This window comes from Tistrella sp. (assembly GCF_002684955.1).
In the GTDB taxonomy this organism is placed as follows: Bacteria; Pseudomonadota; Alphaproteobacteria; order Tistrellales; family Tistrellaceae; genus Tistrella; species Tistrella mobilis.
In genome coordinates this window covers 33,267-58,491 of record NZ_NYWI01000054.1, presented here as the reverse complement: position 1 = coordinate 58,491, position 25,225 = coordinate 33,267, and the positions used below count along the sequence as shown (strand labels likewise).

Below are 25,225 nucleotides of genomic sequence, written 5' to 3'. Positions count from 1 at the left end.
ATGGCGCCTGGCCCGACCCCGGCCGGCGCCGGTCTCGTCTGATCTTGCTCAATCAATCTTGGGCAGGTGTCGCGGCCCCTGCGGAGCCGCATCCCGCCACCTCGTCGGCCACATGATACCGGACCCGCGGCGGCACCGCCACAGCCGCCCGCGGCTCTTGCACCCGCTTTACGGCGATGGGATGCTCCTGCATTCTGAACGTCACACGTTCACGGCCCCCCCGGAGACCTGCACCATGTCCGACACCGCTGTTGCCGCGGCCCGCACCTTGCCCTTCCTGCCCGGCGACCCGGTGCCCTGGTTCCAGGGCGATTGTGCCGGCAATCCGAACTTCGCCTTTTCCACCGTTGCCGGCCGCTGGTCGGTGCTGGTGCTGCTGGGATCGGCTGCGGTGCCGCAGCTTCAGGCCGCCGTGGCGGCGATTGCCGGGGCGGCGCCACTGTTTGCCGACCCCAGGCGGACCTGTTTCTTCGTGACGCTGGATGCGGCCGACCGGGTTGGCCAGCCTGCGCGCCTGCCGCTGCATCTGCCGGGCTTCTATGCCTTCGCCGATGCGGATGGCGAAATCTCGCGCCGCTATCGGGCGATCGATCCTGCGGCAGATCCGCGCAGTGGCCATGTCGCCTACCGTCCCTATTGGCTGCTGCTCGATCCCACCCTGCGGGTGGTCGCAACCGGCGGCATGGAAGACACGGCCCGGCTGCTGGATCTGGTGGCGCAGCTGCCGGCGCCGGCAGCCCATGGCAGTGTGGTCGCCGAAGGCGGGCGGATCCTGACCGTGGCGCCGGCCGACGATGCCGGCCAGCCCTGGGCGCCGGTACTGGCGGTGCCCAGGGTTTTCGAGCCGGCCTTCTGCCGCCGGCTGATGGCCGAATACGACCGGCTGGGCGGCGAGGAGAGCGGCTTCATGCGCGAGGTGGGCGGCCGCACGGTCGAGATGCGCGATTACGGCCACAAGCGCCGCGCCGACTGCCTGATCGAAGACGAGACGCTGCGCGCCGGCATCCGCGCGCGGATCGAACGCCGGCTGCTGCCGGAACTGCAGAAGGCCTTCCAGTACAAGGCGACCCGGATCGAGCGCTATATCGTCGCCTGTTACGACGGTGATGGGGCGGGCGGCTATTTCCGCCCGCATCGCGACAACACCACCCGCGGCACCGCCCATCGCCGCTTCGCGGTGACCATCAACCTGAATGCCGAAGACTATGAAGGCGGCGAACTGCGCTTCCCCGAATTCGGCGACCGCCGCTATCGCGCCCCCACCGGCGGCGCGGTGGTGTTCTCGTGCAGCCTGCTGCACGAGGCCCTGGCGGTGACCCGTGGCCGCCGCTTCGCCTGCCTGCCCTTCCTGTATGACGACGACGGCGCCGCCATCCGGGCGCGCAATGCCGAATTCCTTGAAGATCCGCAGCTGGCGGCCGTGGCGCGGGGCACCGCGGCCGCCGGCTGATCAGCCGGCGAAGGCGATCACCCCCCGCCGGTTCTGGCGCCCCTTCTTTTCGATCTTCACCACCTCTACCGCACCGATCTCGCCGGTGCGGGCGACATGGGTGCCGCCGCAGGGCTGAAGATCGACATGGGGGGCGTCGGCGCCGGCCGTGCCCGCGCCGATCCGGACCAGCCGCACCCGGCCGGCCCCGCGCGGCGGCTGGACCGACATGGTCTTGACCAGATGCGGCGCCGCATCCAGCTCGGCATCGGTGATCCAGTCGGTTTCGACCGCATGATCGGCCCGGATCAGATCGTTCAGCGCGTCGGTGATCGCCTGTTTGTCGAGCGTGGCATCGGGCCAGTCGAAATCCAGCCGGGCGCGATCGGCGCCGACCTGGCCGCCGGTGACCGGTGCCACCACGATCGCCGAGAGCAGATGCAGGCAGGTGTGCAGCCGCATATGGGCGTGACGGCGGTCCCAGTCCAGATCGGCGGTGACCTGGGTGCCGATGGCCGGCGGCGCCTCGGCGCCCGTCGCATCCAGGCGATGGACGATGGCATCGGGCCCGCCATCCGTCCCCGATGCCCGGCCCTTCACCGCCTCGGTCACCGTCCAGACACGGCCGGCCGCATCGGTCAGCCGGCCCGAATCCCCCGGCTGGCCGCCGCCGGTCGGGTAGAAGACGCTCCGATCCAGGATCACCCCGCCCTCTTCGGTGACGGCGACCACGCGGGCGGTGCAGCTTCGGGCGTAGGGATCGCTACGGAAGAGAGGATCGGTGGCAGGCATCGGCACGCTCCGGTTTCGAACGGGGGAAACCGGAGCTTGCCGCGAGACGGCTCAGCGGTCCAGCCAGGAGGGGACCGGCAGGTTCTTCGACCGCAGGAATTCGGCGTTGAACAGCTTGCTGGTATAGCGCTGGCCGCTGTCGCAGAGGATGGTCACGATGGTGTGGCCGGGGCCCAGCGCCTCGGCCATCTTCACCGCCGCGCCGACATTGATCGCCGAGGAACCGCCGAGCAGCAGCCCTTCTTCCGAGATCAGGTCGTAGAGCATGGGCAGGCTTTCCTCGTCGGTCACCTGCACGGCGCCGTCGAAGCTGACGCCGTCCAGATTGGCGGTGACCCGCCCCTGGCCGATGCCCTCGCTGATCGAGCTGCCCGATGATTTCAGCTCGCCGGTGGTGATCCAGGAATAGAGCGCCGAGCCCATCGGATCGCCCAGCCAGCACTGGATGTCCGGGTTGCGCTCCTTCAGCGCCATGGTGATGCCGGCAAGCGTGCCGCCGGTGCCGACCGCGCAGACGAAGCCGTCGATCCGGCCGCCGGTCTGCTCCCAGATCTCGGGCCCCGTGGTCTCGAAATGGGCGCGGCGGTTGGCGACATTGTCGAACTGATTGGCCCAGACCGCGCCGCCCGGCTCGCTCTCGGCCAGTTCGTTCGCCAGCCGCTCCGAGACGCGGACATAGTTGTTCGGGTCCTTGTAGGGGACGGCCGGCACCTGAACCAGATCGGCGCCCAGCATGCGCAGGGTCTGCTTCTTCTCTTCCGACTGGGTCTCGGGGATGACGATGGTCGATCTGCAGCCGATCGAATTGCCGACCAGCGCCAGGCCGATGCCGGTATTGCCGGCCGTGCCCTCGACGATCCGGCCACCCGGGCGGAGGGCGCCGCGCTCCAGCGCATCGCGCACGATATAGAGCGCCGCGCGATCCTTGACCGATCCGCCGGGGTTCATGAACTCCGCCTTGCCGAGAATGGTGCAGCCGGTGCGCTCCGACACCTGCCGCAGCTTGATCAGCGGCGTGTTGCCGATGGCATCGGCGAAGCCGTTCATGATGGTCATCTGAGGGATCCCGTCTGTTCTGCGCCGCGGCACATTCTGCGGCGCGACGCCGGAAAATTTTTCTGTCGCATCCTACCAATGGCGATCGATGGGGATCAAGCCGGGGCGCCCGGCAATTCGTCATGGCAGAAGTGTTGTTTTGGAATATAAGAACGCCCCGCCCTTGGGGAAAAGGGCGGGGCGTCGGGTGCGTCCGTCATCTTACGGCCGTCACTTATGGGGCTCGGCGGCTTCCTCTGCCGGGGCGGGGGTGCCGAGGCGTTCGGCCGTTTCCTCCTCGTCCCAGTCGGGCGGCACCGGGAAGCCGGTCAGCGGGCCGAGCGGCTTGGCATCGCGCTTGAAGGTCGGCTCGCTCAACATGTAGAGCGCTTCGAGCTTCGCCAGATCGTCGAGCGCCGAGCGATGGATCCGCTCGTAGCCATGCGAGGCATCGATGCCGAAACAGACCAGCGCCGTGCGCAGATCGTTGCCCGCCTCGATGGCGGAGGCGCTGTCGGACCGGTAATGGCGGAAGACGTCGCGCTGATGCGAGATGCCGTTATCGGCGCAGAGTGCCAGCAGCTTGCGGGTCAGGTGGAAGTCGAAGGGGCCGGCGCTGTCCATCATCGCGACGGTGACGCCGGTCTCGCGGCTGGCCTGGCCCGGGGCGGTGGTGCCGTTGTCGATGGTCACCATCTCGGCGATCTCGCCATGCAGGATCGACGAGGCGCCGGAGCCGACCTCCTCCGAGATGGTGAACAGCAGATAGGTGTCGACCGGCGGCTTCACGCCCGAGCGCTGCACCGCCTCTGCCGCCGCCAGCAGGGTGGCGACACCGGCCTTGTCGTCCAGATAGCGGCTGTTGATGAAATCATTGGGGCCGATTTCGGGGTTCGGATCGACGGCGATGATGTCGCCCACCCGGATGCCGAGGGCTTCGAGATCGCGCTCGTTGTCCACCAGCGCATCGACGCGCAGCTCGACATAGTCCCAGCCGACCGGCAGCTTGTCGATCTCGCCGCCGAAAGTGTGGCCGGATGCCTTGAGCGGCAGGATGGTGCCGCGATGGCGGCCGTCATCGGTGAAGATGGTGCAGCGGGCGCCTTCCGAGAACCGCGCCGACCAGTGGCCGATCGGCACGACCGACAGCCGGCCATTGGGCTGCAGGCGCTTCACGATGGCGCCCAGCGTGTCCAGATGGGCGACCAGTGCCCGGGCCGGATGGCGCTCGCGCCCGCGCAGCACGGCGCGGATGGCTCCGCGGCGGGTGAGATCGAATTCGATGTCCAGCCGCTCCAGCTCCTGGCCGACCATGTGGACGATGCCGTCGGTATAGCCGGAGGGGCTGGGCGTGTTCAGCAGGGCCAGCAGGGTGTCGAGCAGGTAGTCGCGATCGATGCGGATGCCGGCCTCGGGGCCATTTCCATCCCGATGGCGTCGGGTCGCGTCGTTCATGCCGTCTCCTCGGCCTGGGCCGGCATGCTGCGCCGGCGGGTGGCCGTCTGTGGGAACAGGAAGTCGATGAAACGTTCGGCGGTCGGCTGGGGCTCGTGATTGGCAAGGCCCGCGCGCTCGTTCGCCTCGATGATCCAATAATCCGGCTGGTCGGCGGCCGGGACCATGAAGTCCAGGCCGACCACCGGAATGTCCAGCGCCCGGGCGGCGCGGACGGCCGCCTCGGCCAGGGCCGGATGCAGTTCGGCGGTGACGTCGTGAATGGTGCCGCCGGTGTGCAGATTGGCGGTCTTGCGCACCCGGATCACCTCGCCCGCCGGCGGCACGTCGTCCATGGTCCAGCCGGCCTCGGTCACCGCACGTTCGGTTTCGGCATCCATGGGGATCCGGCTTTCGCCGCCGGTCGCGGCGGCCCGGCGGCGCGATCGCGCCTCGATCAGCGCGCGCACGGTATCGGTGCCGTTGGCGGTGATCTCGGCCGGCTTGCGGATCGCCGCCGCCACCACCTCGCCGTCGATGACGATGATTCTCAGATCCTCGCCCTCGACGAAGGTTTCGACCACGCCCGCCACACCCTGTTCCGACAGGGCGCGGCAGGCGCGGGCCAGGGTGTCGGCATCGCGAATATCCACCTGCACGCCGCGGCCCTGCTCGCCATCCACCGGCTTCACCACCACCCGGCCATGGGCGGCGAGGAAGGTTTCGGCCCGGGCGAGGTCGGCGGCGGTGACCTGTTCGGGCACCGACAGCCCCGCCTCGGCCAGAACGTCGCGGGTGACGCGCTTGTCCTGGCAGCGGCTCATGGCGATGGCGCTGGTCAGTTCGGTCAGGCTTTCCCGGCAGGTGATCGCGCGGCCGCCGAAGGTGAGGGTGAAATAGCCGCGGGCGGCATCCAGCACCTCGACCGCGATGCCGCGGCGCCGGGCCTCGTCGACCAGGATCCGGGCATAGGGGTTGAGCGCGTCCGAGGGCGAGGGGCCGATGAACAGCTTCTCGTTGATCGGGTTCTTGCGCTTCACGCAGAACACCGGCACCCGCTGGAAGCCCAGCTTCTCGTAAAGCGCGATCGCCTCGGCATTGTCATGCATGACCGAGAGATCCATATAGGCGCGGCCGCGGGCGAGGAAATGCCCGGCCAGATGCAGCGTCAGCGCCGAGCCCACCCCCGGCAGCGAGGCCTGCGGGTCCACCGCCAGCGCCCAGAGGCTGGCGCCGCCTTCCGGGTCGCCGAAGGCCTGAACGTGATCGACCCCCATCACCGTGCCGATGATCGCCCCGGAGGCCGTCTCCACCGCCACCAGCTGGGTGACGGTGCGGGACCGGCGGAAGGCCAGGGCCATGTCTTCGGGCACCGGCACCATGCGCCGGGCAGCGTAGATCCGGTTGACCTCGGCGACCTCTTCGGCCGTGCGCACCCGGCGGATGGTGAAGCCGCGCCGCCGCGGCGGGGCCGGCCGATAGCGGTCCATCCACAGCCGGTAGGTGTGCGACGGGTCGAGGAACAGCTCCTGCGGGGCAAGCGACAGCAGGACATGGGGCTCGGCCAGATAGAGCGCCACATCGCGCTTGCCTTCCTCTTCCATGCGGATGGCATCGGCGAGGTGGCGGTTGTCGTCGAAGGTCTGGCCGAAGATCAGCCGGCCCCAGCCCATGTCCACGGTCGCCTCCTGGCGGCTGAAGGCGGTGCCATGGGCCTGGCGGCCGGCGAGCGAGGGGCCGGATCGTCGATCCAGCCGGGTATCCCGCGCGGGGCGGGTGTCGCGGTTCTGGCGGCGCGTCATGTCGACCGGAGCCTTTCTGGTCATCTCGGAGCGGCGGGGGAGGCCGGGACCGGTGGATGCGGGTGCGTCGGCCATGGTCGGGTCACCCGCGGATGCCGTGGGTGTCGAGCCAGAGTTCGAGCAGGGCCAGCTGCCAGAGCTTGGAGCCCCGGAGCGGCGTGATATGCGCCTTGGGATCGGCCAGCAGCCGGTCGACCGCCGCCTGGTCGAACAGGCCGCGCGATCGGGCGCCCTCGCTGCCCAGGCTGGCGCGGACCATCTCCAGATAGGGGCCTTCCAGATGCTTCAGCGCCGGCACCGGGAAATAGCCCTTGGGCCGGTCGATCACCGCATGGGGGATCACGGCGCGGGCGGCCTCTGCCAGCACGTATTTGCCCTGGGCCAGATGGCGGCCGTCGGGGGTGGTCTTCACCTTCATCTCGGCCGGCACGCGGGCTGCCAGTTCGACCAGTTCATGATCGAGGAAGGGCACGCGCGCTTCCAGCCCCCAGCTCATGGTCATGTTGTCGACCCGCTTCACGGGGTCGTCGACCAGCATGATGTTGCTGTCGATGCGCAGCGCCTTGTCGATCGGGCGGGTGGCGCCGGGCCGTGCGAAATGCTCGGCGATGAAACGCCGGGCATGATCCTCGTCGACCCGGTGTTCCGGCCGCACCAGCCCCAGATATTCGTCATGGGGGCGGTCGCAGAAATGGCGGGCATAGGTCTCGACCGCGGCGTCGTCACCGGCGGCCAGCATCGGCGGATACCAGTGATAGCCGCCGAAGACCTCGTCGGCGCCCTGGCCCGACTGCACGACCTTCAGATCGCGCGACACCGCCTGCGACAGGAGATAGAAGCCGACCGCGTCATGGCTGACCATCGGCTCGCTCATCGCCGCCACGCAATCGGGCAGGGCTTCGAGCGTTTCCGAGGCCGAGACCCGGATCTGATGGTGATCGGTACCGAAATGGGCGGCCACGACATCCGACCAGCGGAACTCGTCGCCCTCTTCGCCGCCGGCGGCGTCGAAGCCGATCGAATAGGTCTTGAGGTCTTTCTGCCCGGCCTCGGCGATCAGCCCGGTGATCAGGCTGCTGTCCAGCCCGCCCGAGAGCAGCACGCCCACCGGCACGTCGGCGACCAGACGGCGGCGCACGGCGGTGCGCAGGCTGTCGAGCACCTTCGCCTGCCAGTCCTGGAAAGAGAGGTCGCGTTCATCGGCGCGCGGGCCGTAATCGGGCGCCCAATAGACCTCGTCGCGGGCGGTACCGTCGGGCTCGATGATCCGGCGGGTGGCCGGCGGCAGCTTGCGGATGCCCTTCAGGATGGTCATCGGCGCCGGAACCACGGCGTGGAACTGGAGATAGAACTGCAGCGCCACCGGGTCGATGCTGGTATCGACACCGCCGCCGGCAAGCAGGGCGGGCAGGGGGCTGGCGAAGCGCAGCGTGCGGCCCCGGTTTTCGATATAGAGCGGCTTGATGCCCAGGCGGTCGCGGGCCATCAGCACCCGGCCGGTATCGCGCTCCCACAGCACGAAGGCGAACATGCCGGCCAGCCGGTCGACGACCTTCGGGCCCCAGGCGCGATAGCCCTTGAGGATGACCTCGGTGTCGCCGGTGGAGAAGAAGGCGAAGCCCATCGCCTCCAGCTCGGCGCGCAGTTCGCGGTAATTGTAGATGGCGCCGTTATAGACCAGGCCGAGGCCCAGCCCGGCATCGATCATCGGCTGCTGGGCCTGTTCGCTGAGGTCGAAGATCTTGAGCCGGCGATGGCCGACCGCAATCCGCCCCTGGGCGTGGATCCCGGACGCATCCGGGCCGCGCCTGTCCATCGCGGCGGTCATGCGTGCCACGGCCCCGACATCCGCCGTCGTGCCGTCGAACCTGATCTCGCCGCTGAAGCCGCACATGTCTGTCTCCATCCTCCTGTGATCCGAAGACGCGGACGGACCGGTTCCCGCTGGGGGCGGGACCGTTGCCGGTGGTCGGGGACGGGAAGGGAAGACGGGGCGCACCGGTGCGCGAGAATGTGAGCCGGGCCATGCCGGGCCCCGCACGTTCGGTCCGGCGACAGGGCGTCTGCCAGGAACCCGACGTGTAGCAACGCGGCCACTGCCAAAGATGTCCGGCAATGGTCCGACGGTCCAAAGCGTCAAAGAGCTTCGGGCGAGCTGATCAAAGACGATCACTGCCCGATCCCCACAGAGACTAGTGGAAGATCATGGCAGGTTCACGTGTCATGAGCGTGACATATGCAGGCCGAAATGATCGGCCGGAATTGTCGCGCCACGGATTGTCCTTGAGCGGTTCGTCCGAAAAACGTGTCCCAGACTTGGGGCTTTGGCCGCGAATGTCAACCTTCAGGGACGAAAAACCCCCCCCCCGCCGGTGCGGCGGCACCGGCGGGCGGGGGTCTGAAACCGGGGCGGGCGGTGGCCGGGATCAGCCGGCCAGGGCCTCTTCGGCGTCGAAGGTGGCGGCCACGGCATGGACGACCGAGGCGATGCGGATGGCATCCTGCACGCCGTCGCGGCTGATGCCCTTGTCGCGGACGACCTTCTCGTGGCTGTCCATGCACATGCCGCAGCCGTTGATCGCCGAGACCGCCAGCGACCACAGCTCGAAATCCGCATGGTCGACGCCGGGCTTGCCGATCACGGTCATGCGCAGCTTCGCCGGCATCGAGGCGTATTCCTTGTCCGACACCAGATGGGTGTAGCGGTAGTAGATGTTGTTCATGCCCATGATCGCCGCGGCGGCCCGGGCGGCCTTCTGCGCCTCGGGGCTGAGCTGGGCGTCGGCATCGGCCGCGATCGCGCGGATCACGGTGGCGTTGCGCGCGGCGAGCGCCGAGGCGAGGGCGGTGCCCCAGAGCTGCTGTGCGGTCAGATTCTCCGACTGCAGCACGTTGCCGAGGTTGAGCTTCAGATCCTTGGCGTAATCCGGAAGCGCGCCGCGCAGCTGCTCGATCGACATCTCGACTCTCCTGGGGATTTCAGATGGGTGGGGCTTCAGCGCGGCCGGAGGCGCGGCGCTCTTGGGACGGGTGGAAAGCTGCGGAGCCAGATATCTGCATCACGATCAGATTGCGCGCGATCTATGCGCATGCGCAACCCGGCCGGGGCTCGACGCGGCTGTCCGGAATTGAAAAGAGTTCGGGGAAGGCGGGGGCGAAGGACGGCGGGGCAGGCAGGTAGAAAACGGGGGTCGGCGGTGCGGGATCCCGCACCGCCGACCGGATCCGCAGGATCAGGCCACCTTGAGGGTGTCCTCGCCCTTCTGCCAGTTGCAGGGGCACAGCTCGTCGGTCTGCAGCGCGTCGAGGATACGGATGATCTCCTGCGGGTTGCGGCCCACGTCGAGATCATTCACCGACACGTGACGGATGATGTTGTCCGGGTCGACGATGAAGGTGGCGCGGAGAGCCACGCCCTCTTCCTTGTGAAGGATGCCGAGGGCGTTGCAAAGCGCATGGCTGACATCGGCCAGCATCGGGAAGGGCAGGTCGTTCAGCTCTTCCTTGTGGACGCGCCAGGCATGGTGCACGAACTCGCTGTCGGTGCTGCCGCCGAGGACGACCGCGTCACGATCCTCGAACTCGCCGTTCAGCTTGCCGAAGGCCGCGATCTCGGTCGGGCAGATGAAGGTGAAGTCCTTCGGCCAGAAGAAGTAGACCTTCCACTTGCCCCCATAGGTGTTCTCGTCGATCTCAGAGAAGGCGCTCTTCAGGTCGGTCGACACGGTCGCCTTGACCTTGAACGACGGGAACTTATCACCGATGGTCAGCATGGATCCTGCCTCTCGTTTCTGGAGGATGCCCCCGGACATCCGGCCCGGGGGCGGCAACTCGGGGTCTTGATCGTCGGAACCGCCCGGTTCGTTTTAGAACGGTTCCAATCGATGTCGAACCGGGTATATCAGTCGGTGCGGGGCAGCGCAAGAGCCTTTTTAGAAGGATTCTAAAAACTGTCACGCCGGGCGGGTGGCAGCCCCGGCATCCGGGTCAGCCCGTTTCGCTGCGAATTTTAAGTCGCGGTTAAGTTGGGCACCCTATACTGACCCTGCAAGGGGGCATGCCTGCGGAAACTGCAGAGGGGCGGGAGACCATGCGGATCGCTGTCGAGAGCAGCCACGACGTCGCCGGCTGGCTGATGCAGAGGGCCCGCAATGACGGCCGTGTCCTGGCCCCGGCCAAGCTTCACGCCCTGCTGTTCCTGGCCCTCGGACAATTCGCCGCAGCCGGCCGCGGCCGGCTGATGCCGGCGGTTTTCGTCGTCACCGATGTCGGTCCGCGCGCGCCCGACCTGCTCAGGGTCGATGCCGCGACCCTGAAGCTCCGGCCGCTGCCTCAGGTGGTGGAACGCTTCATGGAAACGGTCTGGGCGGGGCTCGGCAGCCTGGAGCTGGACCGGTTGAACGCGCTGATCGGCGGGCTGGAGACCTGGCGCCTGGCCCGGGACGGCGGCATCGGCAGCGAGATCGAACTCGACATGCTGGGACGCGAGCTGCGCGGCCTGTCGGAGCGCACCCGCAGCGGCATGTCGGCCGCGGCGGCGGCCGAGATCGAGCGGCGCGCCGCCCGCGACCGGGTGCCGCCGCCCCTGCCGCCCGCCCAGCCCCAGGTGAAGCTGCCGCCGGTGCCCCAGGGGCTGACCTCGGCGGGCGACGTGCCGCCGGCGGGCAGCCCCGGGCGCCCGGCGCGGTGGGAACCCTCACGCCGGGTCCGGCGCGACGAGGTTGCCGACCGCATCGTCGGCCGGCCGGGGGCGGCCCCGGCCGAGGCACCCAGGGCGCGGCGGCCGGACGGGCTGGCGGCAGAAATCGCCGCGGCTGCGCGCAAGCGCCCGCTGCCCCAGCCGATGGCGCAGCCGCGCCCCCAGATGGCGGGGCCCGACGGGCTGGACCCCCGCGCGGCCCGCGCCCTGGTCCGGGCCCTGCTGCGCGATCGGCGGCGCGCCGAGACGCCCCGCCATGCCGCCGATGTGGCACCGACCCCCTGGCATCCGGAACGGCTGCGCCATATCGGCCGCGCCGAGGCAGAGGCCAGCCGCCTGATCAGCGCCGACGGGCCGACGCTTGCCGATGCGCTGGGGGCCGACCTGCCCGGCCTGACCAGGCCGCGTCGGCAGACCCGGGTCTTCGCGCCCCGCCGCGGATCGCCGGCTTCCCCCTCTTGATCCGCCTCTCGCCTTCTCCCAGATCGCCTGTCTGAGAGGCATGCCCCTCAGGGGTGGCGTCGCGGGCGGAGGTGACGGATGGCAACCACACGCCAGGTTCTGCGCAATCTTGCCTGGTCGGTTCTGCTGGTCGCGGGCATGGCGCTGGTTCTGTGCCTGACCAGCTGGATCGTCTGGGGCCCCGACGGCATTCCGTGGGCGCTGGCCGGTGCCGTCGCCGCGGCCCTGCTGCTGCCGGGCCTGCCGGCCGGTCTGGTGCTGCGTGCCCATCGCGCCCGCCCGATCCCCTATGCGGCCCTTCCGGAAATCCACGACGCCCTGGCGGCGCTGGCCGCCCGTGCCGGGATCCATGCCCGTCCGCGGCTCTGCTGGTGCCCGGCGCGCCAGCCCAATGCCTTTGCGCTGGACGATGCCGGCGTGCCGGTGGTGGTGATCACCGACGGGCTGCTGCGCCGCCTGACGCCCCCGGAACTGATGGCGGTGCTGGCCCATGAACTGGCGCATATCGCCAATGGCGACCTGAAGATCATGCGTCTGGCCGACGGGCTGGGGCGGATCACCGGGCTGATGGCCTGGCTCGGCATCGCCCTGCTGGCCCTGAACCTGCCACTGATCCTGCTGGGCGCCGTGACCGTACCCCTGGCGGCGGTGCTGCTGCTGATCGCTGCCCCCGGGCTTGTGGGGCTGATGCAGCTGGCGCTCTCCCGCACCCGTGAATTCGCGGCCGATCTGGAGGCGGCGCGGCTGACCGGCGATCCGGCGGCCCTGGCCAGGGCCCTGCTGGCGCTGGAGCGTTCGGGCCCCTGGGAGGCGATCTTCCGCCTGCGCCACCAGGGGCCCGGCCTGCTGCGGACCCACCCCGCGACGGCGGAGCGGGTCCGGCGGCTGGCCGAAATGGCCCGGCCGCTCAGGCCGCCGCTTCCGATTCGGACAGGCGGCTGACGAAACCCGCAACCAGATCGCGCAGCTCGCCCGACCGGCGCGAAACCTCGGTCGAGAAGCCGCCGACCCGGCCGGCGATGTCGTGGGGGCGGGTGGCGGTCTGGTCCAGCACCTGCACATCCTGTCGGATCTGCTCGGTGCCGTTGGCCGCTTCCTGCACGTTGCGGGTGATTTCGCCGGTGGCGGCGGACTGTTCTTCCACCGCGGTCGCGATCGAGGTGGTCATGCTGCTGATCTCGCCGATCATCCCGACGATGCGCTCGATCGAGGCGACGGCGCCGTCGGTTGCGGTCTGGACCGCGGCGACCTTGGTGCGGATTTCTTCGGTCGCCCGCCCGGTCTGGGTGGCGAGCGTCTTCACCTCGGCGGCGACGACCGCGAAGCCCTTGCCCGCCTCGCCGGCGCGCGCGGCCTCGATCGTGGCGTTGAGCGCCAGAAGATTGGTCTGGGCGGCGATGTCGGTGATCAGTGCCACCACCTGGCCGATCTCTTCGGCCGTGCGGCGCAGCTGGCTGACCTGATCGGCGGTTCGCCGGGCCTCGTTGGCACTGCTGCCCGAGGTGGAGGCGGTTTCGTTCGCCCGCGCGCTGATCTCGCCGATCGAAGCCGAGAGTTCCTCGGTCGCGGCCGCCACCGTCTGGACATTGGCGGTGGTGCGGTCGGTGGCGGTGCTGGTGCTGGCGGTCATCCGGCTGGTCTCGGCGGCGGCGCCAGAAAGCGCGCCGGCATCGGTTTCCAGCTGCCGGGCCTCGTCGGCAAGGCGGGCGGAGAGGCCGTTCATCCCGTCGACGAACTCCTTCACCAGCTCGGCCCGGCGGGCCAGGCGGCGGAGGGTGCGTTCTTCGGCGGCACGCTGTTCGGCCTGCAGCCGGTCGGTTTCCTGCATCGCATCGCGGAAGGTCGCGACCGCGGCGGCCATGGCGCCGATCTCGTCGCTGCGGCCGGCATCGGCCAGATCGAAACCGTAATCCCGGGCCTTCAGCCGCGCCATCGCCCCGGTCATCCGGCCAAGCGGGGCGATGACCCCGCGGCGCGCGACCAGGCTCGAGAGCAGGACGCCGGCCAGGATGCCGATCACGGCGGTGGCCAGCATCACTCCCATGACCGAGGTCCGGGTGTCTTCCAGGCCGGTGGACTGGGCCGCGACCTCGGCGATGCCGTCGTCGATCATCGGGTCGGTCAGCTCCGATGCCGCACGCTCGGCCTGACGCACGCCGTTGATGAAGGCCTGATGCGCCGCATCGGTCTTCCCCGCCAGCGCCAGTTCCCGCACGCGGATGAGGGCCCGGATCACCTCGCGCTGCAGCCCGATGAACCGGCGGTCGCGGTCGCCGACGACGGCCTCGATCGCCACCAGCTGGGCCTCCATGGCCTGGACGCGGCCATCGAAGCGGCTGGCGATCGAGGCACGGCCGGCTTCGGGCTCGAAGATCAGGTTCAGCGCATCGCGCTGCAGCGCCCGGCTGACGCTTCTGAGTTCCGACGTCTTGATCACCAGGTCGGAATCGTCGGCCATGCGATGGGCGGCATCACCCATCCGGTTCAGGCCAACCATGCCGGCGAGGGCGATCAGGATGGCGATGGCGGCAAGGATCGCGACCGGCGCCAGGATCTTGTGTGCGAGCTTCATCTGAAGGCGTCCCGGGGAGGTTCATGAGAACGTGCGCTTCAGACTGCGACTTCCGACCTTACCAGGGCGTAAAGAGTGTCATGTCATTTCGTTGTCTTGCTATTTTCGCCATTGGCATGCATTCATGCTGCACATATCAAATCACATGATCTTCAAAGACATTTGCAATCATTTATTCATGTGCGGTTGAGCTAGAAATTAAGCTAACCGTTTGTTAATGAAGATCATTTGACATCGATCAAGGCGGATTTCCGGGCGTCGAATACTTTGTGTGTCAGGATTTGATTCAGGTGCGGTGTGGAGGGGAAAAGATGGTGTCTGTTCTGTCGGGGCGGCTGACCAGCGTGCAGGCCAGGATCGCGCTGACCGCGGGGCTGTGCCTTGCGACGACGGTGGCGGTGCTGGTGGGCTTCAGCCTGGTATCGGCGCGCAACACGCATGACTATGTCACCGAGAGCGTGCTCGGAATCGTCGACGGCCAGACCAAGGCGGCGCTGCAAAACCGGGCGGCGACCGAGGCGGCGGCGATCAAGGCCCAGCTGGAAGCCGGGCTGGATACTGCCCGGACGCTGGCGCGCAGCTTCGCGGTGCTGGCCGCGGATGGTCCGGCAGGCACGCCGGCCGGGCAGCGGCGCGACCAGCTGAACACGATGCTCCGCCAGGCGCTGGCGCAGGATCCGGCGCTGAACGGCACCTATTCGGCCTGGGAACCGGATGCGCTGGATGGCGCCGACGCCGCCTTCCGCGGCGACCGTGAGCAGGGATCGGATGCGACCGGCCGTTTCCTGCCCTACTGGACCCGTGGCACCGACGGCCGGATCGCGATCCAGCCACTGGTCGAATATGACAGCAGCGACCGCCATCCCAACGGTCTGGTCAAGGGCGGCTGGTATATCGGCCCGGCCGAGACCGGCCGCGAGAACATTCTGGGTCCGCTGCCCTATATCGTGCAGGGCAAGCCGGTCTTCCTGGCGACGCTGTCGGTGCCGATCATGATCGACGGCCGTTTCCGCGGTGTGGCCGGTACCGACTACAACCTGGATTTCATCCAGGCGCTGGCGGTGAAGGTGTCGAACGCGCTCTATGACGGCCGGAGCCGGGTTGCGATCATCAGCGATGCCGGGCTGATCGTCGCCGACAGCGGCGCGCCCGAGACGATCGGCCAGCCGGTGACCGCAGCGGGCGACAGCTGGACCGACGGGCTTGAGGTGATCCGCGCCGGCGAGGCGACGGTGCTCGACCGTCGGGGGCATCCCGATATCGACGTCTTCTCGCCGATCCGCTTCGGCGACACCGCCACGCCCTGGTCGGTGGTGATCTCGGTGCCGCGGGATGTGGCGCTCGCCTCGGTCAATGCGCTGAGCGGCGATATGGCCGAACGGTCGACGCGCGACACGCTGGTCTCGCTGGGGGTCGGGCTTGCGGTGGTGCTTGGCGCGATCCTGGTGGTGGCGCTTGCCGCCCGGGGGATCGCCCGGCCGATCCGCGCCTGCGCCGGCTTTGCCGACGGCATTGCCGAAGGACGCTTCGACCAGAGCCTGACGGTCGATCAGAAGGACGAGGTCGGCCGGCTGGCGACCGCGCTGACCCGCATGCAGGGGGATCTGCGGCGCAACATCGCCCAGCGTGCCGAGGATCAGGCGGCGGCCGAAGCCGCCCGGCGCCAGGCGATGCGCGACATGGCCGACCGTTTCGAGGCCTCGGTCGGCGGGGTTCTGAACGGGGTCACCTCGGCCGCGACCGAGTTGCGGTCGACCGCCGAGACCATGACGGTCACGGCCGACGAGACCAGCCGGCGGTCCACGGCGGCTGCGAGTGCGACCGAACAGGCCAGCCAGAACATCCAGACCGTGGCGGCGGCGGCCGAACAGCTTTCGGCCGCGATCGGCGAGATCGGCGATCGGGTCAACCAGTCGAGCGGCATCGTCAGCGAGGCGGTGCGTCAGGCCGATGCCACCGGTCTGCGGGTGAAGAACCTGTCCGAGGCGGCGCAGAAGGTCGGCAATGTCGTGCAGCTGATCAACGACATCGCCTCTCAGACCAATCTGCTGGCGCTGAATGCGACCATCGAGGCGGCTCGCGCCGGCGAGGCAGGCAAGGGCTTCGCGGTGGTGGCTTCTGAAGTGAAGACGCTGGCGGTGCAGACCGCGCGGGCGACCGAAGAGATTGCCGCCCAGATCCGGTCGATCCAGGACGCGACCCGCGACTCGGCCCATGCGATCGAAGAGATCGGCTCGACCATCAATCGGGTGAACGAAATCTCGACCGCCATCTCCGCCGCCATGCAGGAACAGGGGGCCGCGACCCGCGAAATCTCGCGCAATGTCCAGGAAGCGAGCCAGGGCACGGTCGAGGTCACGGGTAATATCGGCAGCGTCACCGCGGCGGCGCGGGAAACCGACCTCGCCGCCAATCAGGTGCTCTCGGCCGCGGGCGATCTGGGGCGGAACGGCGAGGATCTCCGCCGGCAGGTGGAGGACTTCCTGCAGACGGTGCGGGCCTGACGACATCGGCATGTCCCGGACGACAGGCGGGGGTGCGGCATCACTTGCATGCCGCACCCCCTGCGGCCATTTTGGGGGCATGAGCCTCAGGGAAGATGATCTCGATCGCGCCGCCCGGAACGTCCGCCTCGACGAGGCGGCGATCGAGGAGAGCTATCTGCTGGCCTCGGGGCCCGGCGGGCAGAATGTGAACAAGGTGTCGACCGCCGTCCGTCTGCGCTTCCGGGTGGCCGGGGCGCGGTTCGTGGGCGATGACGAGACCCGGCGCCGCCTGCTGGCGCTGGCCGGCAGCCGGGCGACGGCCGAGGGCGATATCGTGCTGCTCGCCGACCGGTTTCGCAGCCGCGAGCGCAATCGCGAGGATGCGCGGGACCGGCTGCGCCGGATGATCGCCGAGGCCCGCCACCGCGACCCGCTGCGCCGCCCGACCCGGCCGTCGCTGGGCGCGAAGCGGCGGCGGATGGACGAGAAGACGAAGCGCGGGGCGATCAAGCGCAATCGCGGCCGCCCGGTTGCCGACTGAGTGTCGCCGGTTTTCAGCCGGGCCCGGTTTCGTGATACATTGTCTCAGCACCGGCCGCGATTTCGGTCAGCGTGCCACGACCCGTTTCGGCGGCCACCACAGGCAGGATAGATGAACGACGCATCCCCGACACGATCCCGCCGCATGTCGGCGGCGCAGACGGCCCCGGCACGCAGCCGGGCCGCGAAGACGCCGGGCCTTGCCGCGAAGACCCCGGGCCTGGCCGAAGGCGGGCTGGAAGACGATCGCCCGCGCAACACCGCCGAGGCCGAGGTGGTGAAGGCGGCCGTACGCCGCTATACCCGCGGCGAGGCGATCGACATGTCGGATCTGGCGGTCGAACTGGGTGTGGGCCGGGCGACGCTCTATCGCCGGGTCGGCAACCGCGACCGGCTGCTGGGGCTGGTGCTGGCCGATCGCACCGAATACAGCTTCCGCCGCGCCCAGCGCGACATCCGGGAGACCGGCGTGCCCGGTATCGTGGCGCTGCTCAACCGGTTCATGACCGATGTGCTCGATGCCGAGCCGCTCAAGATCTTCGTGCAGCGCGAACCACTGCTGTTCATCCGGCTCGCGACCTCGATGGGGCCGATCGAGACCCGCTCCGCCCGGCTGCTGGGCGAGGTGATGGCGACCGAACAGGCCGCCGGCCGTTTCACCCCCTGGCTGCCGATCCCCGTGCTGGCCGAGGCGATCGTGCGTCTGGGCGATGCCTTCATGTACGCCCATCTGCTGGGCGGGCCGCGGCGGGACCTGCGGACCTCGCTCGACGTCACCTCGCTGCTGCTCGACCCGGCAGCCGCACGCGAGGCGGCCGCTCGGGCAGGGTGACGGCTCAGGGGCGCTTCATGTTGCGCAGCTGGTCGGCAAAGGCCTTGCACGGGTCTTCGCGCGGCTGGGCCTCTGCCACCCAGACGAGATCGAACGGCTCTTCGTCGCGGGCCGGGCGCAGATCGGGGGCGGCATCGCTCTCGCCGGTCTCGGCCAGGCCCACCGTCAGTATCGGCAGTTCCGGGGCGGCGGCCTTCAGATAGAGCGGCGCCCCCAGATCGCGGCGGACATGGCCCGCGCCTGCGATCACCAGCGCCTGATCGACCCCGGCCGCGGCCAGGGCGTCGAGCGCCGTGCCGGCAATGCCGGCATCACGGGCCCGCTGCACCCGGACCATGCCTTCCAGCGCATCGCCGGGGGCATGGCCGCAATGGCCTTCCACGATCGCGCGGGTCAGGCCATCCTCGACATCGGGTTCCGCCGGCTCGTCCAGTGCGAAGTGCTGAACGAAGCCCGACGGCAGGGCCTGCCAGCCTTCCAGGGCCAGGGCCCGCAGCGTCTGCCGCGGCCAGTCCGCTGCCCGGACCGGCAGGCCGTGTTCCAGCGCCACGGCCACGATCGGGCGATAGGCGGCCCAGTCCTGCCAGCCGCCGGCGGTGAATCCCGAGATCTGCGGCATCTGCTCCAGCGCCAGATCGAACGCCCGCTGATCGGGGGCGGTGCCGAGGCCCGCCAGCAGCGCATCGATCGCCGGCTGGGCGTCGCGGCTGAACATCTCCATCACCAGCGCCGGCCGGTGGCCAGTGGCGATCAGCGCCCGGTAGGTTTCTTCCTGCATCAGATGATGGCCGGCATGGTCGTGGCGTTCGCCCAGCAGCACGACCTTTGCGTCGCGGGCGGCATCGAGCAGGGCGGGCGGTACATCGGCCTGCGCCGCAGGGGCGATCAGCATGGCAAGGGTGAGGGCGGTGAGGGTATGCAGGAACATGGCCGGAGAGGGCTCCTCGGAGGCATGTTTGAGGGGCTGACGCATCGGGACGCTGGCGATGGCTCGCGACCATGCCTACATTTCGCCCGAAGCGGCCGCAAAGCCAAGCGCTTCGCGTGATGCCGCCACACCGATCGCAGGGAGCCCGGATCAGCATGGTCCAGAGCACACCGAAATTCGAACTCAGGCCGGGCGCGGACGACCGCACCGCCCATCAGGCCGAGGTGATGCTGACCGTGACCTACGGCCTGCATCTGCTGGGCATGCTGACCGCCCTGCCGCTGGTGGTGGCCAGCATCATCGCCCATGTCCGCTTCTTCATGCTCGACACCGAAACCACCGAGCGGGCGCATTACCGCTATCTGGTGGAGACCTTCTGGTTCGGCGTGATCGCCAATGTCATCGGCGCCGCCCTGACCGTGATCTTCATCGGCTTCGTGGTGCTGGGGATCACCTGGATCTGGATGGTCTGGCGCTTCGTGCGCGGCTGGCTGCGGATGCGCGACGGCCAGCGGCCCCGTTGACGAGGGTCCGTTGAGGGACGCGGGCCGTCAGCCGATCGCCCCGATCAGCGCCATCGCGCCCAGATCCAGCCAGAAGGCGGCGAGCAGCGCCAGCAGCAGGGCATAGCCGATATTGCGGGTGACGGTCTGGTTCCAGGGGCTGGCGCCGGTCAGGCTGGCGAAGACCTGGCCGGTGACGCTGAAGGGCGAGGCGAGCAGGGTGAGGGTATAGCCGGCGAGGCTGGCCCCCGCGAAGACCGCCTCGCGGCCGGCCACCACTTCGGGGGGCAGGGCGCCTGCGACCAGCAGGATCGAGGCCACCGGGTGCACGCCCAGATGCGACAGGCCGAAGATCACGAACTCCACCGCCAGGATGGCGAGCCAGAGCGGCATGGCATCGGCGATGGCGGCGATATTGCCGGCCGCCGGCGCCAGGATCGCCGCCAGGCCGGCGGCCAGCGGCCCCGCCGCCGCGAAGACCGCGATTTCATTGGCCTGAAGCGTCATGCCCGGCGGGCCGATCAGCCGCGGGCGGATCAGCCGGTCCCAGGTGGCGGCGGTGCCGTTGGCCCAGATCATCCAGATCAGGGCGGCGACCAACGCCGCCACGATCACCCAGACCAGCGTCGGGCCGGGCATGACCATGTCGAGGCCGATGCCGAGGGCGGCGAGCCCCCCCGCCGCCAGCCAGAGCGAGGGCCCGCGCCGGCGCGGCCCCGATGGCGAGGGCGCCTCGTCTTCCGGCACGGCGGTTTCGACCGAGCGGGCAAGGGCGGTGCGGCCATGGCGCAGCGCCGCCCCCATGTCGAGCAGGAAGGCGGCCGGGATGATCGGCAAAGTGGCGGCCAGCAGGCCCGACCAGCCGGCCCCCGGATAGGCGATCAGCACGATCGCGACCGTGGCGTAGAACGGGCTCCAGAACCCGGCCAGGCCGAAGCCGCGATGCAGGCTGCGCATCAGCCGGCCGTCGCGCGCCCGGGCACCGCCCAGCGCCGGCAGCAGCACCGACAGCGCCGAGATGTTGAGCAGCGCCCCCAGCACATGACCGGTCCAGAACACCAGCGCCAGCCGGCCGAGCGGCGGTCGGCGCCCCCGGGTGCCCGAGACCAGCCGGGTGAGTTCGGCGACATAGCGCGGGCTTGCCGCCGGCACCGCCAGCAGGCCGCAGGCGACGATCAGCACGCCGACCACGGCATTGGCCGAGAGCGTGCGGATCAGCGCCTCGGGACCGGCACCGGTGGCGAGCTGTGCTGCCCAGCCGATCGCCAGCATGGCGCCGACCACCCGCCTTGTGGGGCGGCGCAGATCCTGCCAGGTGAGGGCGAGATAGGCGGCGAGCGCGATGCCTGCGGCCAGCCCCCAGCCCGGTGTCTTGAACAGCCAGGCGAGCAGCACCAGCGGCACGGCGGCCAGCATGACCATGGCGGCAGCCCGGGTCCGCCGGGGCCAGATGCGCGTGCCGCCGGGCTCTGGTGCCGGGCCTGGCTTCATCAGGCGAGGGCCGCGGCGCGCGGCGCGGTCTGCTCGGCGACGAGCGGCTTGCGCATGCGGTGGAAGCTTTCCCCGCGCACGACCGCCCGGCCCGAGACCGCGTAGCCGAGCTTTTCATAAAGCCCGCGGGCGGCGAGGTTGCGCTCGTCGACGATCAGCGAGACTGCGGGAAAGCCGTTGCCGCGGGCTGCCGTTTCGGCCGAGACGATCAGCCGCCGGGCGATGCCGCGACCGCGGTGTTCTGGGAACACCGCGACATTGTCGATATAGAACTCGTCGGCCTCGGTCACCCGTGCCTCTGCCGGGACCGAGGGGCCGACGACAAGGCGGCCGGGATAGGCCACCACCACCCCGATCGGGCGGCCGGCCTCTTCGAAGACGCGGGCATAAAGATGCGAGGCGATGCCTGACCGGCCGCGGATCAGGGCGCGGAAGGCTTCCATTGCCTGAACCGGATCCTCGATCCCGGTCAGCCCGCCGATGCTTTTGGGATCGGCCATGGCGACGAGGTCGGCGATTGCGGCGGCGTCGGTGGGGCGTGCAGGACGCAGCATGACGGATGCTCTGTGCATGTCGATGTGAGGGGGGCCTGCGGATGATACGGCACCGACCCTTTCGCAAACCTTAGCGCCCGGAGGCCACCTTCGACCAGCGCGGCGGCGGCATGGCGGCTTTGCAAACGGTGTTTTCCAAACGACGACGCCCCGCCGACGGGATCGGCGGGGCGTCGGGAACAGCGAGACCCGGACGGTCAGGCGGCGTAATAGACCACCAGACAGAGGCCCAGCATCACGGTGATCCCGAGCACGGTGCCGCCGGTCGGCCAGTCGCGGGCCAGCGGCGCCTCCGGCCCGTGGATGCGGAAGATGCCGGCCATCACGAAATCGATCCGATGGCGGATCCGCCGCACCAGACCGCTGCGCAGCGGGTCGCCATGGATGGCGAATTCCGCCGCCAGCCGCGGCAGGAAGCTGCGATAGACCCAGTCGAAATCCCGGGTGGTGCCCCGGCCCGGTGCCAGGCGCGGAGCGGCCGCGAACCAGATCACGGCGGTCGCGGCCAGCAGCTGGATCTGGGTGATCAGATGGTCGGCGGTGAAGACGGCATAATCGGCCGAGGCCGGGAACATGCCGAGCAGGGTGCCCGGCACCACGCCGATCCCCACCACCAGCGCCGCCATGAAACCCATGGCGAGCATCTGCATCACGCCCGGATCGCCGACGCCGCGGCCGACACCCTGGATGCGGTGGGTGCCCCAGAGCACCATAGGCAGCTTCAGCGCGGCATAGACGGTGGAGACCACCGCGATGCCGACCAGGGCAGCCCAGGCGATGCCGGCGCCGTCCTTGCCCAGCGCCGAGAGGATCACGCCCTTGGAGACGAAACCGGCGGTGAGCGGTACGGCGGCAAGCCCGAGCCCGCCCAGCAGCAGCGCCGCCCAGGTGAGCGGCATGGCCCGGCCGATGCCGGCCAGATCGGCGAGCCTGCGCCTGCCGGTGGCGGCGATCATGTGGCCCGCGGCCATCACCATCAGCGATTTGTAGAGGATATGGGCGAAGGCCTGGGCCGAGGCGCCGGCCAGCGCCAGGGGCGTGCCGATGCCGACCGCGGTGACCATGAAGCCCACCTGGCTGACGATCGAGAAGGCCAGCACCCGGCGGAGATCGTTTTCGATGACGGCATAAAGCGCGCCATAGGCGGCCATGACGATGCCGGTCCAGACCAGGATCTCGGTGCCAGGAAACAGCCGGATCAGCACCAGCACCGCGGCCTTGGTGGTGAAGGCCGACAGGAACACCATGCCGGTGGACGAGGCTTCGGGATAGGCGTCGGACACCCAGGCCCAGAACGGCGGGGCGCCGGCATTGATCACCACCCCCGCCAGGATGAACCATGCGGCCCAGCTGCCGGCATCGACATCGGCGGTCAGGGCGGCGAGGGTATTGGCGCCGCCGCCGGTGATATGGCCGACGATGCCGATCATCAGGATCATGCCGCCGGCCAGATGGATCTGCAGATAGCGCATCGCCGCCCGGCGCGCGCGTTCGGTGCCGGCGGCCCAGATCACCACGGTCGAGCCGATGGCGAGCACTTCCCAGAACACCAGCACCGTCAGCAGATCGCCCGCGAAGGCGAGGCCGACCGCGCCCGCGCCATAGGTCTGGGCCGCGACCAGTTCGGTGGTCGAGGCCCGGGGCAGGGCATAAAGCCCGCCGGCCAGGGCCGCGAGCGCGAAGATGGTGGCGAAGGCCCGGCCGGTGGCATCGACGGTGACCGGGACCAGAACCTGATCGAGCCAGGCATGGGCGGCACCGGCACCGTCGGGCAGCAGCCAGGCCACCGCCAGCACGGCGAGGGGGCTTGCGATCACCGGCAGGGCGCGCAGCCCGCGGGGCAGAAGGGCGGTGAGCAGGGCGCCGAGCAGCAGAAGGCCGGCCGGCGGCAGGGTGGCGAAGAGACCGGGCTCAGTCATCATCCGCCTCCGTCGCCTCGGGGCGGCCGAGGGCGAGCGCTATCGCACGGGCGCCCACCACCGCTACGCCGCCGGCGATCAGGCCGAACCAGGCATGGAAGGCGAAGATCCCGTCGAAGCTCAGATAGCCGTGACGATGGATGGCGAGTTCGGCGAGCGCGGCCAGGATCAGCACCGCGCCCGCAACCGCAAGCCCGGTTTTCTGCAGCCTTGGGGAAATGGGACCGGTCAACGCAGGCCTCCCTGTGTGACGGTGCCGGCCATGGCCTCTGCCAGCGCAAGCACGGGATCGGGGTAGAGGAACAGCAGGAAGGTGAGCCCTGCCGTGGTCAGGATCGCCAGCACCATCGGCAGCGGCGCCTCGCCGTGATCATGATGGCCATCGCCGCCATGGGGGGCGGCGGCCCCCACCGATTTCGCCGCAACCGGCGCCCGGAAAAAGGCGCGCCAGACGATTGGCAGGAAATAGGCCGCGTTCAGCAGGGTGGAGGCGCCAAGGGCGGCGACCGCGATCCACTGATCGCGCGAGACCGCGCCTTCCAGGATGAACCACTTGCTGGTGAAGCCGACCGCGGGTGGCAGGCCGATCATCGACAGGGTGGCGAGGGCAAAGGCACCCATGGTCCATGGCATGCGCCGGCCGATGCCGTCCAGCTGGCTGACATAGTCCTTGTGAGCGGCGGTGTGGATGGAGCCCGCGGCGAAGAACAGGGTGATCTTGCCGACGGCATGGGCCGCGATGTGCATGGCGGCCCCCACCAGCGACAGCGGCGCCATGATGGCCGCCGCCAGCGTCACATAGGCCAGCTGGCTGACGGTCGAATAGGCGAGCCGGCGCTTCAGATGGTCCTGGGTGAGCGCGATGGACGAGGCAATCACGATCGAGGCCGACGCCACCCAGACCAGCCAGTCATTGGCACCGGCGGCGGACAGCCGGTCGGCGCCCAGCGTATAGGCCACGACCTTGACCACCGCGAAGGCGCCGCCCTTGACCACCGCCACCGCATGCAGCAGGGCCGAGACCGGGGTGGGCGCCACCATCGCCGCCGGCAGCCAGGCATGCAGCGGCATCAGCGCCACCTTGCCGATGCCATAGGCGAAGAGTCCGAGCAGCAGGCCGAGCAGCGCGGGAGACAGGCCATCGGGCAGCACGCCACCGGCGGTGAAGGCCACGGTGCCGGCCAGGACATAGACGCCGATGATCGCGGTCAGCTGAAAGCCGATCGAGGTGCCGAGCAGGATGCCCAGATAGGTGCGGCCGGCCTTCATCGCCTCTTTGGTGCCCGAATGGGTGACCAGCGGATAGGTCGACAGCGTCAGCACCTCGTAGGCGATGAACATCGACAGCAGGCCGTCGGAATAGGCGAGCGCCAGCGCGCTGACGATCGCCAGCGCGAAGCAGAAATGGAAGCGGGTCTGATGCGCCTCGTGATTGCCGCGCATATAGCCGATCGAATAGACCGCGGTGATCGGCCAGAGCGTGCCGGCGACGGCGGCGAAGATCATGCCCAGCGGTTCGACCGCAAAGCCGATCGGCAGGCCGGGCATCAGCTGATGCAGGGTGAGCACGGGCCGGGCGCCGTCCAGCACCTGGGCCGCCAGCATCAGGGTGAAGACGGCGGTAACCACCGCCGCCGCCACCATCAGGATGTCGCGCGCGCCCGGCGAGCGGCCGGCGGCAAGGATCAGGATGCCACCCGCGACCGGCGAGAGCAGCGACGCGACGAGCAGGAATTCAGGCGTCATG

General features: G+C 69.5%; 21 protein-coding genes. 7 read left to right on the top strand and 14 right to left on the bottom strand.

Translation table 11 applies throughout. The features are described from left to right. Positions 1-235: 235 nt before the first annotated feature. A complete protein-coding gene (locus CMO28_RS17845; RefSeq protein WP_296715642.1) occupies positions 236-1,450 on the top strand; it encodes a 2OG-Fe(II) oxygenase family protein in 1,215 nt (404 codons plus the stop codon). Here CMO28_RS17845 and CMO28_RS17840 read toward each other — a convergent pair whose 3' ends face one another. The 7 genes from CMO28_RS17840 to CMO28_RS17810 form a co-directional block, all read right to left on the bottom strand. Then, positions 1,451-2,221, bottom strand: coding sequence for an alanyl-tRNA editing protein (locus CMO28_RS17840; protein WP_296715641.1), 771 nt, complete (start codon positions 2,219-2,221; stop codon positions 1,451-1,453). A 51-nt stretch (positions 2,222-2,272) separates the two neighbouring features. Continuing rightward, a complete protein-coding gene (locus CMO28_RS17835) occupies positions 2,273-3,277 on the bottom strand; it encodes a cysteine synthase A (protein ID WP_296715640.1) in 1,005 nt (334 codons plus the stop codon). A gap of 210 nt (positions 3,278-3,487) precedes the next feature. Continuing rightward, positions 3,488-4,711, bottom strand: a complete 1,224-nt coding sequence (locus tag CMO28_RS17830; RefSeq protein WP_296715639.1) for an osmoprotectant NAGGN system M42 family peptidase — start codon at positions 4,709-4,711, stop codon at positions 3,488-3,490. Next, on the bottom strand, positions 4,708-6,492 hold the full coding sequence (ngg, locus tag CMO28_RS17825) for an N-acetylglutaminylglutamine synthetase (RefSeq protein ID WP_323755109.1): 1,785 nt from the start codon (positions 6,490-6,492) through the stop codon (positions 4,708-4,710). The genes CMO28_RS17830 and ngg overlap by 4 nt, the downstream gene beginning before the upstream one ends. An 82-nt stretch (positions 6,493-6,574) precedes the next feature. Continuing rightward, positions 6,575-8,386: an N-acetylglutaminylglutamine amidotransferase gene (locus CMO28_RS17820; RefSeq protein ID WP_296715663.1), complete on the bottom strand. Its 1,812-nt coding sequence runs from the start codon at positions 8,384-8,386 to the stop codon at positions 6,575-6,577. A gap of 532 nt (positions 8,387-8,918) precedes the next feature. After that, the gene (locus CMO28_RS17815; protein WP_014746014.1) at positions 8,919-9,452 is read right to left on the bottom strand and encodes a carboxymuconolactone decarboxylase family protein; all 534 of its coding nucleotides are present in this window, start codon (positions 9,450-9,452) and stop codon (positions 8,919-8,921) included. Between the two features lie 273 nt (positions 9,453-9,725). After that, entirely contained in the window at positions 9,726-10,265 is a 540-nt protein-coding gene (locus tag CMO28_RS17810; RefSeq protein ID WP_014746013.1) for a peroxiredoxin, read from the bottom strand. A 317-nt stretch (positions 10,266-10,582) separates the two neighbouring features. On the opposite strand from CMO28_RS17810, the gene CMO28_RS17805 reads away from it, so the two are divergent. Together CMO28_RS17805 and CMO28_RS17800 are read left to right on the top strand one after the other, a co-directional pair. Further along, complete coding sequence (locus tag CMO28_RS17805) at positions 10,583-11,653, top strand: hypothetical protein (RefSeq protein WP_296715638.1); 1,071 nt, start codon at positions 10,583-10,585, stop codon at positions 11,651-11,653. 78 nt (positions 11,654-11,731) lie between these two features. Beyond that, positions 11,732-12,595, top strand: coding sequence for a zinc metalloprotease HtpX (locus CMO28_RS17800; RefSeq protein WP_296715637.1), 864 nt, complete (start codon positions 11,732-11,734; stop codon positions 12,593-12,595). Here CMO28_RS17800 and CMO28_RS17795 read toward each other — a convergent pair. After that, positions 12,561-14,225: a methyl-accepting chemotaxis protein gene (locus CMO28_RS17795; RefSeq protein ID WP_296715636.1), complete on the bottom strand. Its 1,665-nt coding sequence runs from the start codon at positions 14,223-14,225 to the stop codon at positions 12,561-12,563. The genes CMO28_RS17800 and CMO28_RS17795 overlap by 35 nt on opposite strands. 311 nt (positions 14,226-14,536) lie before the next feature. On the opposite strand from CMO28_RS17795, the gene CMO28_RS17790 reads away from it, so the two are divergent. From CMO28_RS17790 to CMO28_RS17780, 3 genes are all read left to right on the top strand, one after another. After that, the gene (locus tag CMO28_RS17790; RefSeq protein ID WP_296715635.1) at positions 14,537-16,729 is read left to right on the top strand and encodes a methyl-accepting chemotaxis protein; all 2,193 of its coding nucleotides are present in this window, start codon (positions 14,537-14,539) and stop codon (positions 16,727-16,729) included. Positions 16,730-16,808: 79 nt separating this feature from the next. Continuing rightward, positions 16,809-17,252, top strand: a complete 444-nt coding sequence (arfB, locus tag CMO28_RS17785; protein WP_014746008.1) for an alternative ribosome rescue aminoacyl-tRNA hydrolase ArfB — start codon at positions 16,809-16,811, stop codon at positions 17,250-17,252. A 111-nt stretch (positions 17,253-17,363) separates the two neighbouring features. Next, entirely contained in the window at positions 17,364-18,083 is a 720-nt protein-coding gene (locus CMO28_RS17780) for a QsdR family transcriptional regulator (RefSeq protein WP_296715634.1), read from the top strand. Positions 18,084-18,087: 4 nt separating this feature from the next. On the opposite strand, the gene CMO28_RS17775 is transcribed toward CMO28_RS17780, so the two are convergent. Further along, positions 18,088-19,011 (bottom strand): ChaN family lipoprotein, encoded by a 924-nt coding sequence (locus CMO28_RS17775; RefSeq protein ID WP_296715633.1) that lies wholly within the window; start codon positions 19,009-19,011, stop codon positions 18,088-18,090. A 155-nt stretch (positions 19,012-19,166) separates the two neighbouring features. Between CMO28_RS17775 and CMO28_RS17770 the strand changes: the two genes are divergently transcribed. After that, complete coding sequence (locus CMO28_RS17770) at positions 19,167-19,535, top strand: DUF4870 family protein (protein WP_062761445.1); 369 nt, start codon at positions 19,167-19,169, stop codon at positions 19,533-19,535. Positions 19,536-19,562: 27 nt separating this feature from the next. On the opposite strand, the gene CMO28_RS17765 is transcribed toward CMO28_RS17770, so the two are convergent. The 5 genes from CMO28_RS17765 to CMO28_RS17745 form a co-directional block, all read right to left on the bottom strand. Continuing rightward, positions 19,563-20,936, bottom strand: coding sequence for a hypothetical protein (locus CMO28_RS17765; protein ID WP_296715632.1), 1,374 nt, complete (start codon positions 20,934-20,936; stop codon positions 19,563-19,565). A 68-nt stretch (positions 20,937-21,004) separates the two neighbouring features. Then, positions 21,005-21,559, bottom strand: a complete 555-nt coding sequence (locus CMO28_RS17760; RefSeq protein ID WP_296715631.1) for a GNAT family N-acetyltransferase — start codon at positions 21,557-21,559, stop codon at positions 21,005-21,007. A gap of 197 nt (positions 21,560-21,756) precedes the next feature. Next, the gene (locus tag CMO28_RS17755) at positions 21,757-23,481 is read right to left on the bottom strand and encodes a proton-conducting transporter membrane subunit (protein WP_296715630.1); all 1,725 of its coding nucleotides are present in this window, start codon (positions 23,479-23,481) and stop codon (positions 21,757-21,759) included. Then, on the bottom strand, positions 23,471-23,710 hold the full coding sequence (locus CMO28_RS17750; RefSeq protein ID WP_296715629.1) for a hypothetical protein: 240 nt from the start codon (positions 23,708-23,710) through the stop codon (positions 23,471-23,473). Before CMO28_RS17750 ends, CMO28_RS17755 begins: the two co-directional genes overlap by 11 nt. Continuing rightward, on the bottom strand, positions 23,707-25,224 hold the full coding sequence (locus CMO28_RS17745; RefSeq protein ID WP_296715628.1) for a proton-conducting transporter membrane subunit: 1,518 nt from the start codon (positions 25,222-25,224) through the stop codon (positions 23,707-23,709). The genes CMO28_RS17750 and CMO28_RS17745 overlap by 4 nt, the downstream gene beginning before the upstream one ends. Position 25,225 lies beyond the last annotated feature (1 nt).